Source organism: Paraburkholderia sp. BR13439 (assembly GCF_040948805.1).
GTDB lineage: Bacteria > Pseudomonadota > Gammaproteobacteria > Burkholderiales > Burkholderiaceae > Paraburkholderia > Paraburkholderia youngii.
The window spans coordinates 1-12113 of sequence record NZ_JBFPKN010000026.1; the positions used below are offsets into that span (position 1 = coordinate 1).

The 12113-nt window shown below is 60.8% G+C and carries 10 protein-coding genes and 1 pseudogene; 8 read left to right on the forward strand and 3 right to left on the reverse strand.

Annotated elements, in window-relative coordinates; genetic code table 11:
- Positions 1 to 218: 218 nt before the first annotated feature.
- The 3 genes and pseudogenes from AB3X96_RS35065 to AB3X96_RS35075 form a co-directional block, all read right to left on the reverse strand.
- Complete coding sequence (locus AB3X96_RS35065) at positions 219 to 752, reverse strand: GNAT family N-acetyltransferase (protein ID WP_368593308.1); 534 nt, start codon at positions 750 to 752, stop codon at positions 219 to 221.
- A gap of 119 nt (positions 753 to 871) precedes the next feature.
- On the reverse strand, positions 872 to 1348 hold the full coding sequence (locus tag AB3X96_RS35070) for a GNAT family N-acetyltransferase (RefSeq protein ID WP_368593309.1): 477 nt from the start codon (positions 1346 to 1348) through the stop codon (positions 872 to 874).
- A gap of 336 nt (positions 1349 to 1684) precedes the next feature.
- Positions 1685 to 1815: pseudogene (locus AB3X96_RS35075) on the reverse strand (integrase); the annotation flags it as partial.
- A 627-nt stretch (positions 1816 to 2442) separates the two neighbouring features.
- On the opposite strand from AB3X96_RS35075, the gene AB3X96_RS35080 reads away from it, so the two are divergent.
- The 8 genes from AB3X96_RS35080 (at position 2443) to AB3X96_RS35115 (ending at position 12111) form a co-directional block, all read left to right on the forward strand.
- Positions 2443 to 3015: a helix-turn-helix domain-containing protein gene (locus tag AB3X96_RS35080; RefSeq protein ID WP_368593310.1), complete on the forward strand. Its 573-nt coding sequence runs from the start codon at positions 2443 to 2445 to the stop codon at positions 3013 to 3015.
- Positions 3016 to 3354: 339 nt separating this feature from the next.
- Entirely contained in the window at positions 3355 to 6111 is a 2757-nt protein-coding gene (locus tag AB3X96_RS35085; protein WP_368593311.1) for a TonB-dependent receptor, read from the forward strand.
- Between the two features lie 161 nt (positions 6112 to 6272).
- The gene (locus AB3X96_RS35090) at positions 6273 to 6992 is read left to right on the forward strand and encodes an energy transducer TonB (RefSeq protein WP_368593312.1); all 720 of its coding nucleotides are present in this window, start codon (positions 6273 to 6275) and stop codon (positions 6990 to 6992) included.
- Between the two features lie 109 nt (positions 6993 to 7101).
- Positions 7102 to 8010 carry a MotA/TolQ/ExbB proton channel family protein gene (locus AB3X96_RS35095; RefSeq protein ID WP_368593313.1) on the forward strand — a complete coding sequence of 303 codons (909 nt, stop codon included), beginning with the start codon at positions 7102 to 7104 and terminating at the stop codon, positions 8008 to 8010.
- A 31-nt stretch (positions 8011 to 8041) separates the two neighbouring features.
- Positions 8042 to 8467: a biopolymer transporter ExbD gene (locus AB3X96_RS35100; RefSeq protein WP_176126190.1), complete on the forward strand. Its 426-nt coding sequence runs from the start codon at positions 8042 to 8044 to the stop codon at positions 8465 to 8467.
- 9 nt (positions 8468 to 8476) lie between these two features.
- Positions 8477 to 8908, forward strand: a complete 432-nt coding sequence (locus AB3X96_RS35105) for an ExbD/TolR family protein (RefSeq protein ID WP_368593314.1) — start codon at positions 8477 to 8479, stop codon at positions 8906 to 8908.
- Positions 8909 to 8918: 10 nt separating this feature from the next.
- On the forward strand, positions 8919 to 10115 hold the full coding sequence (locus AB3X96_RS35110; protein WP_368593315.1) for a tetratricopeptide repeat protein: 1197 nt from the start codon (positions 8919 to 8921) through the stop codon (positions 10113 to 10115).
- 97 nt (positions 10116 to 10212) lie between these two features.
- Positions 10213 to 12111 carry an extracellular solute-binding protein gene (locus tag AB3X96_RS35115; protein ID WP_368593316.1) on the forward strand — a complete coding sequence of 633 codons (1899 nt, stop codon included), beginning with the start codon at positions 10213 to 10215 and terminating at the stop codon, positions 12109 to 12111.
- Positions 12112 to 12113 lie beyond the last annotated feature (2 nt).

The window sequence follows — 12113 nt, forward strand, 5'->3', positions numbered from 1 at the left end:
AGGACGTTCTCACCCGATTGCCGACTCAAAAGGCCAGCGACATCGCAGCATTGCTGCCTCATCGCTGGCAACCGGCGGATCCCATCCGCTAGTTCAGTTCGCCAAGACGGGTTTGCTGGCCGCTTACGGAGATTGTTGAAAACGTATCAAACATCGGCTTGCAACACAAAGCCGAGCGACATCTGTGCCGAAGAATGCCAATCTGAAGGCCGAACCGCTTACACCTGGTTTGTGACTGGCCGGCGTGGAATTCGGTAAACGCAGGATGTGTACTTTGGCGTCACGCGGCTTTCCACGATGACGCCGCCTAACGATTCGGCAATGTGCCGGCTCGAGCGGTTCTCTTCTGCGACCGGATAGGTGAAGCTTGCACAGCCAATGGTTCGCGTTGCCCATTGGGCAACAGCGGTTACGGCCTCGCGGCCGAAGCCATTTCGATGACGATCTTCACGAATCCAGATGCCGAGTTCCGGGCTCTCCATGCGTACGCGGTGGAGTCCGGCCAACCCAAGAAAACTCCCGTCTGCACGGTGCCGTATCGCGAATACATAGTCTGACCCGTCGTCTATCGACGGTATCCACGACTGCCAGACCTCGTCGAAGCCTTGCCGGGATGCCGGCGTCTCCCAGGCCATGTGACGGGTGAGCGAAGGGGTGATGCATGCGAACGTGGCATCGGCGTCGCTGGCCGTGAACGGTTTAATCAGGAGCCGGGTTGATTCAATCTGGATTTCTGTCGGCCGCTGCAGCATCTCAGGTTCCCGTCGAGGTTTGTTCATATGTCGACGAATTAGAAACATGCATCGACCGGTTGAATCCGCCGCCGACTATTGGCCCATGCGGGCAACAGTCGTCGGCCAAGAGCGGCACCTTAGCCACCCACGATGACAAGCTTCGTCATTGGCACGCAAGCCAATTCCAGTCCGCGCGCGGTACGGTACGTTGAAACCGAATCGCCCGACCAGCCACAATTACGATAGAACGGTACCGCGTTCAGCGTCGCATCGAGCCGCATTGCGTCAAGGCCGTGCCCGGCGGCCAACGCCTGAAGAAAATCCAGCATCTTACGTCCAGTGCCGCGACCCATATGAGACGGCCGGACGAAGATCGCGTCGACTTGCCCGCTTGCGAGCGTAAGCATCCCTGTTCCGACAACCGATCCCCGATCGACGGCGACATAGAAGTCACGTTCGACAACGCTAACCCATTTGTCGCCTGGCGAGCCATCGACCCAGGCCGACAGGGCCGCTCTGGGATAGTGCTCAGCGCACGCAGCATGCACCGATGTTTTACGGATATCCCACGCGTCGAACGCGTCATCGCGATTCGCTTTTCGTATCGTCAGCACGCAACGCTCCTTGATTCGAGCGGCCAAAACGGCACGTCGGCAACGTCACCGAGAACGGAAACACGTACTCTGTCATGCATGCAATCATTCCTATTTGCGCCAACGCAATTCGGAGCGGCGTAAAAGACGCGACCCCGTCATGATTCGCGGGGCCGTTGGAAAAGGCTGTGTACAACGGTGCACGTGATGACATTGAGCGCGTCGGAGTTCATTGAAGCATGTTGCCTTTCGAAGAAAATGCCGTCAATGTCGATTTGCGGATTATCAACAATCCGCGGGGCGTCGTGAATCTCTGAAAGTAGCCGGTCAGCGTCCCCTCGCTGACGGGCCATCATCCTACTGCGCAGTCTGTTCTGCCATTTCAGGTGCGTCGTCTACCTCGATGCCGAGGTAGCGCACCGTACTTGCCAGTTTGTGTGGCCACGCAGTAACTGCACAGCCAGGAGGTTCTTGCTGCGACGATCAATAGCGATGCCGTTGCATAGCTCGTTCGTTCATCTTGTGAAGGGCTTTTACGCTGGCCCACTTCAGTTCCTCAACGACAAGCCATGCACGATTCCGCTCCTATTTTTTTGGGTGAAGCTCGATTCCACTAAACTTGTCCACGCCGGCGGTGTTCGCACCATGATTCTACGCCGCCGTTCGGCTCGAACCGGGGGTGCTAGCTATCTAATTACCAAAACCAGCAAGAAGGGTCGACTAGAGGAAGTAATCTAAAGCGACGTTCTGTGCATAGAGAACGCCATGACTTTTTTGGTGCGAAATCCCCAATGCGATGCATTTAGGGGAATTGTGTATAAGGTCGTTGCGCCAAGGCGGCGAATTTCCGAAAGCTGGAGCTTCAGGTTTTCTCAACCAACGTTTTTATTTCGGCTGCCGCCCGGCGACGCTACTCATTTGATAAACAAAGCAATCTTGATCAGCCGGGGGCGCAATGCCGCTTTTACCTTCAAAGCTCGAGCGACGCGCTGAAGTGAAATGAGTGCAAGCACCAATGCGGCGCATTGGCGTAGCGTGGCCTAAAAGAAAAAATATTTTGCTGTCATCAAACAAATTTTGACGCTGTTTTTTTACTGATATCTTTGGTTACATACATGAAACGTGATGACAGAAAAAGCAACGCCCCTCTTGTGATGGGCAGCAAGATAAGAGCGCTGCGCAAGCGACTCGAGCGTACCTTGGACGAAACTGCAACGGCGGCCGGAATCTCGAAGCCGTTCCTTTCCCAGGTCGAGCGAGGGCAGGCGACACCGTCCATTTCGTCATTGGCCGGTATTGCGCAAGCGCTTGGAGTAACAATGCAGTACTTCGTCGAAACGCCGACCGAAGCGAAGTCCGTGCGCCGCGCAGACGAAGGGCAGTACTTCAGCTTTGCCGACTCGGCGAATCAGTTTGCTCGCCTCACCAATGCAGCGGTCGGCAGGCAGCTTGACGCGATTCTCGTCCGAATGCCTGCTGGTCAGCCGCCGTCGGAAGTGACGACACATGCCGGAGAGGAGTTTCTCTATGTACTCAGCGGTCGGGTTTCGCTGAGCCTGGAGGGTCGTACGTTTATGCTTGGTCCGGGTGACAGCGCGCACTTCGAGTCGACGGTCCCACACGGCTGGGCCAATGCGGCTACCGAAGAAACCGTGATTGTCTGGGTAGGTTCGCCGAGATTGTTTTAACCATTGTTAGTTTTGCCGCATTCGCGGCGCATCTTCGTTTCATACATTCGATTCTCCTAAGTGTATGAATATGTGTGAATACAAAAGGATCCATCGTATCCCTGCGAACGATGGCTGGGGATTCGCTTTGCCTGAAACTTCTTGTGACAAGAATCAGGACATTTTGTCATCCTCGTTGATCACCGAATTGGATATGGGATGACTTTGGCGTTCGCATAGTCGGTGGTATGCGGGGGTCATGAAGTAACGGGGCGGTCTCGGACGGGTGCCGCACGGGGGAAAGTGCCAAAGGTGTTCTCTGGCATGTCGACTTGGGTCAATGACACACGAAGGGAAAAAATGAAACTCACGGTTTTGGGATCTGCCATACGGAAAATAGTGTGGGCAGAGATTGCGCTGACAGCTGCGCTTGGTACCACGGCGTTTGCACAGGTTCAGCCGGCAGCAACCGCGGCGGCGACGAAAACTGACACGGTCTCCGCTCAGAAGGATGGGCAAGACGCGAATGCGGCGGCCGCCGCACCGACCGCAGCATCGGGCGCCGCGGCGGGAACGACCTCGGTGAAGCAGTTGCAGAAGTTCGAGGTGACAGGTTCTCTGATCCGCAGCGCAGACAAACAAGGCCGCACTGAGGTTCAAGTCATCACCGCGAAAGAAATTCAGCAAAGCGGCTACACAACCGTGGCCGACTTCCTGCGCGGCACAGCGGTCAACTCCGCAAGCAGCTGGTCGCAATCGACGGCTCAGAGCTCGGCCCCCGGTGGCGCGGGCCTTGCGCTGCGCGGCCTCAGCGAAAAGTACACGCTCGTGCTCATCGACGGGCAGCGTGTGGCCAACTACGCACAGCCCGTCAACTTCACCGACACGTTCTTCGACATCAACACGATCCCGATGAACATCGTGGAGCGCATCGAAATCGTGAAGACGGGCGCAGTGTCCGTGTACGGTTCCGACGCGATCGCGGGTGTCGTGAACATCATCACGAAGAAGAACTTCGAGGGCTTGCAGATCGACGGCCAGCTTGGCAAGGCCCAGCATCCGGGTAACGCTCAAGGTACCTTCAGCGTCCTGGGCGGTCTCGGCAACCTGACGTCCGACCGCTGGAACATCACGGCGGCCGCGAGCTACTACCGCGACAGCGGCTCGACGCTCGCCGACCGCGACATGACCAAAAACCAGGACTTCACGCAGTTCCCGGGCGGTAACGCGGCACCGTTAGGTCCGAACCAGCAGTCGTACTGGCAGCTCGCGGACGGCACCCATCAGGCGTTCAATCCGTGTCCGCCGGGCAGCAACGCGACGGCGACGGGCGGCCAGTCGTGTACGTACAACGTGGCGAACAGCACGTCGCTGATCCCGTCAACGACACGCCTGAACGCAAAGGTGCGAGGCACGTTCAAGATTGACGACACCACCGAAGCCTATGCGGGTTTCTGGGCGAGCCGCAATGAAACCGTGCAGTTGAACGGTCCGGCGTCGCTCAGCAGCCAGACCAACGTGTTCGACCCGTCGACGGGCACGGTCTCGCCGGTCGGGCGCACCGTCTCGGCTTCGAACCCGTTCAACCCCTTCGGCGTTCCTACGCGGATCAACCTGACGTTCCCGGACAACAAACGAGTCACCGATACAACCTCGACGTTCCTGATGGCCAACACGGGCGTCAAGGGTTCGTTCGACACCGCGAAGTTCGGCAACTGGGATTGGTCGGCAGAGTACGCCCATTCGCAAAGCACCGTCGCAAGCACCTTCAGCAACCAGCTAAATGTGGCTGGCCTTGAGAACATGCTCGCGAACGGCACCTACAACTTCTCGAACCCGGGTTCCACGCCAAATGGCCTGAACGGCGTGTTCCAGGATGACAACCAGCTGTCGATCACGAAGCTTGACCAGGTGCTCGCGAAGGCCTCGACGACCAGTCTGTTCACGCTGCCGGCCGGCGGCGTCGGCCTCGGTGTCGGCACTGAGTTCCGTCACGAGTCGACGGTCATCAACTCGCAGACCTATGCGACGCAAGGCATCACGGCACCTGCGAACGTGCAGTCCGTGGACGGCGAGCGTAACGTCGCGGCCGCCTTCTATCAGGTCGACATTCCGATCATCCGCAATCTGACGTTCACGCAATCGGGGCGTTACGACCACTACAGCGATTTCGGCGGCGCCTTCTCGCCGAGCTTCGCGCTGCGCTTCCAGCCGATTCGCATGCTGACGGCGTACGCGTCGTACAGCCGCGGATTCCGCGCGCCGACGGCGGTCGAGAACGCGCAATCGGTCTATCTGGCCCACCAGAACCTGGTGGACCCGAACGATCCGAGCGGCGTGCCCACCAAACACTTCACGACGGAGCAGACGACCGGCAACCCGAACCTGCAGCCTGAGCACACCAAGAACTACAACATCGGCTTTACGCTGTCGCCGGACGCGACGACGGACTTTGGTGCGGCCTTCTACAAGGTGCACATCGACAGCGTCATCGGCACGCCCGATCCGAATGCGATTCTGCAGGCGAACGATCCGAATTTCGTCGTGCGTAACCCGGACGGCACCATTCGCTACATCAAAATGCCGTTCCAGAACCTGGGCTCGCTCGATACGGACGGCTTCGACCTCGATTTCCGCAAGAGCGTGGGCACGAAGTACGGCACGTTCACGCTGTCGGGAGACTGGGCCTACGTCTGGCACTTCAAGCTGAAGAGCGGTGGCGAGACTCAAGACTTCGCGGGCAACAACCTGGCGCTGCTGCAGCCGTTCGGCGCGAGCAACCCGCGCTGGAAGGGCAATACGAGCCTGAGCTGGGATTACCGCCAACTGACCACCACGCTCACGTGGCAGTACACGGGCCCCTACACGAACGCGGTTGCGGCCGAGTTCGGCGATGGCGGCACGCTGTCGGTTGCCTCGTACAGCCAGTTCAACCTGGTGGCCACCTATCGCGGCTTCAAGCACTGGACCATTTATGGCGGTATCCAGAACCTGTTCGACAGGAAGCCGCCGTTCGACGTCGAGTGGCAGTCGACTCCTGACATCACGGGTTATGACCAATCGCTGTACACGGACCTGGGCCGCTTCTTCCAGGTGGGCGCGACTTATCGCTTCTGATCGTGGCAGGCCGGCGCCCGACCGTGCGACGCACGGTCATGCGCCGGCCCGCGAGTAATGGCAGTGGCAAGAAATCCCTTGTGAACAGCCTCATCCGCGGTTCGAGTCGCGACAGCGCCTCGAACACGGAACAGGTGAATCACGCTGCGAGGATCGAAGGTATGAAAGTAGAAGCAAGCATGACTGCGACATCAGCCGTGAACGCGAGCGGGGTCGCGAGGCCCGGCCGCCCGCGCGAATTCGGGCGCAAGCAACAAAATCCGGTTCGCCGCTTCGGCGGCATCGCAGTCGTCATCGTCCTGCACATCGTGCTGGTCTATGCGCTGCTCAACGGCCTCGCGACCAAGGTCGTGCAAGTCATTCAGCATCCCATCGAAACGAAGATCATCGAGCCGGTCAAGCCGCCGCCTCCGCCACCCCTGCCAGAGGTGAAGCTTCCGCCGCCCAAATTTGCGCCGCCACCGCCGCCCTTCGTGCCGCCGCCCGAAGTGCCGGTGCAAGCGCCGCCTCAGCCGACGATTGCGCACACGGCCACGCCGGTGCAGTCCGCGCCCGTGACGGCACCACCCGCACCGCCTGCGCCGCCCGTCAAGGCTGCTGCGCCCGTGCGCACGGAAGTCGGCGTCGTCTGCCCGAACTCCGATCAGATCCGCAGCTCGATCGCCTATCCGAAGGAAGCGCAGGAGAACGGCGATACCGGCGATGTGTTGATCGAATTTACCGTCGATCCGGAAGGACACCTCGGCAACGTTCGCGTAGCCAAGTCGTCGGACCACGACAGCCTGGACGAAGCGGCATACAAGGCCGTCAAGCGGTTCAACTGCATCGCGCAAGGCCAGGCCGTGCGCGTGCAGGTGCCTTTCTCGTTCAACCTCAATTGACCCGACATATAGCAAACCGCGCCCGCTGCGCCCGCGGTGCAGGCAACGAAAGCCTGCACCGGCGGTTTAACCCGATTTCTAAAGTTCAACGATTGAACTGGAGCTCAACATGAATAAGCGTTCCGTCGCCGCCGTGGCAACCAGCCTCCTGCTCGCCGCCACCGCGGTGAATACCCTCGTGGCACCGCAACTCGCGCATGCTCAGGCAAGCGTAGCCGCCTCCGCCGCGCCCGCCGTAGCAGCACCGCAGATGAACGCGTCCGCTACCGCAGCCGACGAGCCGGCACCGCCGCCCGCGCCGGCGGCGACGCAATCCGTCGAGAACCCCTACGGTCTCGGCGCACTGTGGAAGAACGGCGACTTCGTCGCGCGCTTCGTGCTGCTTCTGCTCGTCATCATGTCGATGGGCAGCTGGTACATCATGGTCACGAAGTTCTTCGAGCAGTTTCGTGCCAACCGCCGCGCGAAGCATGCCGACGAGCAATTGTGGAGCGCGCCGTCGCTCGCCGAAGGCGCCCAGCAGCTCGATGAGTCATCGCCGTTCCGCTTCATCGCAGAGACGGCGATCGAGGCAGGCCAGCATCACGATGAGGCACTGCTCGAAGCCGTCGACCGCAACACATGGATCGACGTCTCGGTGGAGCGTGCGATCACGAACGTGTCGAACCGTATGCAAGACGGTCTCGCGTTCCTCGCGACAGTCGGCTCGACGGCCCCTTTCATCGGTCTGTTCGGCACCGTCTGGGGTATCTATCACGCGCTGACCGCAATCGGCATCGCGGGCCAGGCCTCGATCGACAAGGTGGCGGGCCCCGTCGGCGAAGCGCTGATCATGACCGCCATCGGTCTTGGCGTCGCGGTGCCGGCCGTGCTCGGCTACAACTTCCTCGTTCGCCGCAACAAGTCGGTGATGGAGCGCGTCCGTGCGTTCGGCGCCCAACTCCATGCCGTGCTGCTGGCCGGCAGCAAGCGTTCCGCCCGTCCTGTCGCGGTGCGTTCCGCCGCGACCGCCCCGTAACCGGCAGTCTGAAGCCTGAGCGAGGTCCATCATGGCCATGAGCGTGGGGCAAAACGAAGATAGCGACGACGTCATCGCCGCTATCAATACGACGCCGCTCGTCGACGTGATGCTGGTGTTGCTGATCATCTTCCTGATCACGATCCCGGTCGTTACGCATACGGTGCCGGTGCAGTTGCCGAAAGAGACGATCCAGCCGCTACAGACGACACCGACGAGCATCGAGATCGCGGTCAATCGCGACGGCGACTTCTTCTGGAACGAGAAGCACGTTGATAGTGCGACGTTGCTGTCGCGGCTGAAAGACGTCTCGATGATGCAGCCGCAGCCCGAGGTCCACGTGCGCGGCGATCAGAACACGCGCTACGAGTTCATCGGCCGCGTGATCACGAGCTGTGAACGTGCCGGCATCGCGAAAGTGTCGTTTATAACTGAGCCGCCCGCGCGCGGCGGCTAGGAGGCGAATATGGGAATGAACGTTCCTTCGGGCGGCGCTGGCGGTGACCCGGAAGTGATGGTGGACATCAACACCACGCCGCTCATCGACGTGATGCTGGTGTTGTTGATCATGCTGATCATCACGATTCCGATTCAGATGCATGCGGTGAAGATGAATCTGCCGGTCGGCAATCCGCCGCCGCCGCTCACGCAGCCTGAAATCGTGCAGATCGACATCGATTTCGACGGCACGACGACCTGGAACGGCACGCTGGTGCCGGACCAGGCGGCGCTCGAGGCAAAGCTTGCGCACGTCGCGGCCGAGCCCGTGCAGGCCGAGATTCATTTGCGTCCGAACAGGCTCGCACCTTACAAGGATGTGGCGGCCGTCATGGCGTCGGCACAGCGCGTTGGCGCCACAAAGATCGGGCTCGTCGGTAACGAGCAGTACATGCAATGAGGACGGTGTGATGAGGATAGTCAATCGACGGCTCAACCAGGCGTTGTCGGCGGCCGTCGTCGGCGTGGTCTTCGCCGCGGCAGCGCTGCCGGCCGCGGCCGACACCCTGCGTCCCGACGTCGGCAAGCCGCTCAGCGCGGCCCAGGATCTCTATCGGGCGCATAAGTACAAGGACGCGCTTGCCAGGATCGCGCAAGCCGCGGCGGTGCCGAACAAAACGCCGTACGAGATCTACATGGTCGAGGAAATGCGCGGCGCGACGTTGATGGCGGACGGCGACGAGGCGTTGGCTGCCCAGGCGTATCAGACGCTGTTCGGCACCGGGCAGTTGAAGGGCGACGACGAGCAGCGTGTGAGTGCGACACTGGCAGGCATCTACTTCCGGCAGCACGACTATGCGCGAGCGATCGCGACCGCGCAGCGTTACGAGAAAGCGGGAGGCCGGGATCCGCAGATGAAGGAGCTGCTCGTGCAGTCGTACTACCTGTCGAACGACTGCACGAGCGTGATCGGTGCACTGAAGCCGGCGATCGACGCGCAAGTGCGCGCCGACCACGCACCCGATGAGTCGCAATTGCAGCTATTGAGTACATGCGCGCAACGCAGCAAGGACGACGCGACCTATCGCACCGCACTTGAGGCGCTGGTCGCTTACCACCCGAGGCAGGCGTACTGGGACAACCTGTTCTCGGCGATCCGCGCGAAGCCGGGCTTCTCGCCGAAGCTCGACGTCGACGTGTACCGCTTGCGGCGCGCCAACGGTGCGTTCGGCTCGGTGGATGACTACATGGAGATGACGCAGCTTTCGCTCGTGGCGGGTACGCCGGCTGAAGCGAAACAGGTCATCGATCAAGGCTTCGCCTCGGGCGTGCTCGGCAAAGATGCGCAGGCGGAGCGCGAAAAGCGCCTGCAGGCGCTCGCGGCGAAGCGCGCGCAGGCGGGCAGCGATGCCGAGAATCCCGTCGCGCCCGTCGACGAGGGGTTCAACCTCGTGTTCGCTGGTCACGCCAAAGACGGACTGGCGATGATGGAGTCGGCGATCGCGAAGGGCGGCCTCGACCATCCCGATCAGGCGCAGCTGCATCTGGGCATCGCCTACTACGTGGCGGGACAGAAGCCGCGCTCGATTCAGGCTTTCAGGGCGGTCAAGGGGGCCGACGGCTCCGCCGACCTTGGCCGGCTGTGGATGCTCATGGCGTCGAAGTAGGCCAACCGGGCGGGCTCGCGCCCGGCCTTGTGCCCCGATCCGATCAATGGCACGCCGGCTTCGGTCCGGCGTGCGCACACGCACACGCACAGTCACAATGAAATTTCTGACGTTTCGCTCGTTGCGCCGGCTTGCGCCGCTTGCGCCGCTTGCGCCGATAGTCACGCCCCTGATCGCCGCGATGCTCGCGACGACCGGCGCGACCATCGCGTTGCCGGCCGCCGCCGCGCCGGCGATTGCGCAATTCGGCGAACTGAAATACCCGGCGGATTTCACGCATTTCGATTACGCGAATCCCGACGCGCCGACAACCGGCGAATTGACTTTTCAGAACTACAACGACAACCAGAGCTACGATTCGACGAATCCGTTCATCGTTCGAGGAATGCCCGCGCCGGATATCCGTAACCTGATGTTCGATACGCTGATGCAACGCAGCTGGGACGAACCGGCTGCCGAATATCCGCTGATCGCGGACGATGTACTGATCGCGCCCGACCGACGCGCGGCGACGTTCCACATCAATCCGGCGGCGCGTTTCTCGAACGGCGATCCGATCACTGCACAGGACGTCAAATACTCGTTCGATACGCTCAAGAGCGCGCAGGCGTCCCCGTTGATTTCGTCGCAGTTCGTGCAGATCAAGCGTGCGACGGTGGTCGACCGTCTGACCGTGCGCTTCGACTTCGCCGACAACTCGAGAGCCAATCCGTTGATCGCCGGTGATCTGCCGGTGTTTTCGCCGAAGTGGGGCATGCAACAGGATGGCAAGCGCCTGCCGTTCGATCAACTGTCCGTCGATCCGCCTATTGCGAGCGGCGCTTATCTGATCGAGTCGCGTAAGAACGACAAGCAGATCACCTATCGCCGCAACTCGAACTATTGGGCCGCAAACCTGCCGTCGCGGCGTGGGATGTTCCGCTTCGAGCGCGTGACGTTCAAGCTCTATGTCGACCAGTACACGATGCTCGAATCGTTCAAGGCTGGCAACGAGGATGTGCGCGTCGAATACAGTGCGACCCAGTGGGCGCGCAAATATGTCGGCAAGAACTTCAAGTCGGGGTTCCTTCACAAGGGTGAATTCGAAGAGGGCCCCGCGCAAATGCAGGGCTTCATCATCAACACACGCAAGCCCCAATTCCAGGACCGGCGGGTTCGCCATGCGCTTGCGCTTGCATTCGACTACGAGTGGATGAACCGGATGATGTTCTACGGGCAGTATCGCAGGCTGAACAGCTTCTGGGAGGACAGCCCGTTCGGTGCGACCGGCATGCCCAGCGAGAAAGAGGTGAAGCTGCTCGAGCCGTTCCGCGCATCGTTGCCTCCTGAGGTGTTCGGCCCGATGGTCAAGCTGCCGAACACGCTGCCGCCCGGCTCGCTACGGCAGAACCTGCGGCAGGCGCGCGACCTGCTCGCCGACGCGGGCTGGCACTACCGCGACGGCGCATTGCGCGATCCGAGCGGCAAGCCGATGACGATCGAGATCATCGATAACCAGCCGGGCATGGACCGCCTCATCATCCCCTACACGCAGGCGCTGCAGACGTTGGGCATTCACGCTTACTTCCGCGAACTCGACAGTGCGCTTTATCAGAAGCGACTCGACAACTTCGAGTACGACATGACGACGTACGTTTATCCGCCCGTCACGATCCCGGGGCCGGAGCTAATACGCCGTTTCACGAGCCCTGCTGCATCACAGGTCGGTTCGGAAAACTACATGGGCATTCGCTCGAAGGCCGTGGATACACTCGTGCACGTAGCCATCTCTGCCGACACGCTCGATGACCTCGAGACGGCCACGCGCGCGCTCGATCGCGTACTGATCAACGAGTACTACCTCGTGCCGCACTACTACCCGCCGAACGCGCGGATCGGCTACAAGTCGACCATCGGGTTCCCGAAGGTGACACCGATCACGTATCAATACGAGGACTGGGTCATCAATTACTGGTATCGCAAACCGCAGGCGCAGACAACCGCCGCAGTGCATTGAGG

What these genes read in the sequence shown, in the direction of transcription:
- AB3X96_RS35115 (WP_368593316.1), top strand. Translation starts at nt 10,213, where the DNA reads ATGAAATTTCTGACGTTTCGCTCGTTGCGCCGGCTTGCGCCGCTTGCG.
- AB3X96_RS35085 (WP_368593311.1), top strand. Translation starts at nt 3,355, where the DNA reads ATGAAACTCACGGTTTTGGGATCTGCCATACGGAAAATAGTGTGGGCA.
- AB3X96_RS35065 (WP_368593308.1), bottom strand. Translation starts at nt 752, where the DNA reads ATGCTGCAGCGGCCGACAGAAATCCAGATTGAATCAACCCGGCTCCTG.
- AB3X96_RS35105 (WP_368593314.1), top strand. Translation starts at nt 8,477, where the DNA reads ATGGGAATGAACGTTCCTTCGGGCGGCGCTGGCGGTGACCCGGAAGTG.
- AB3X96_RS35100 (WP_176126190.1), top strand. Translation starts at nt 8,042, where the DNA reads ATGGCCATGAGCGTGGGGCAAAACGAAGATAGCGACGACGTCATCGCC.
- AB3X96_RS35090 (WP_368593312.1), top strand. Translation starts at nt 6,273, where the DNA reads ATGAAAGTAGAAGCAAGCATGACTGCGACATCAGCCGTGAACGCGAGC.
- AB3X96_RS35095 (WP_368593313.1), top strand. Translation starts at nt 7,102, where the DNA reads ATGAATAAGCGTTCCGTCGCCGCCGTGGCAACCAGCCTCCTGCTCGCC.
- AB3X96_RS35110 (WP_368593315.1), top strand. Translation starts at nt 8,919, where the DNA reads ATGAGGATAGTCAATCGACGGCTCAACCAGGCGTTGTCGGCGGCCGTC.
- AB3X96_RS35080 (WP_368593310.1), top strand. Translation starts at nt 2,443, where the DNA reads ATGAAACGTGATGACAGAAAAAGCAACGCCCCTCTTGTGATGGGCAGC.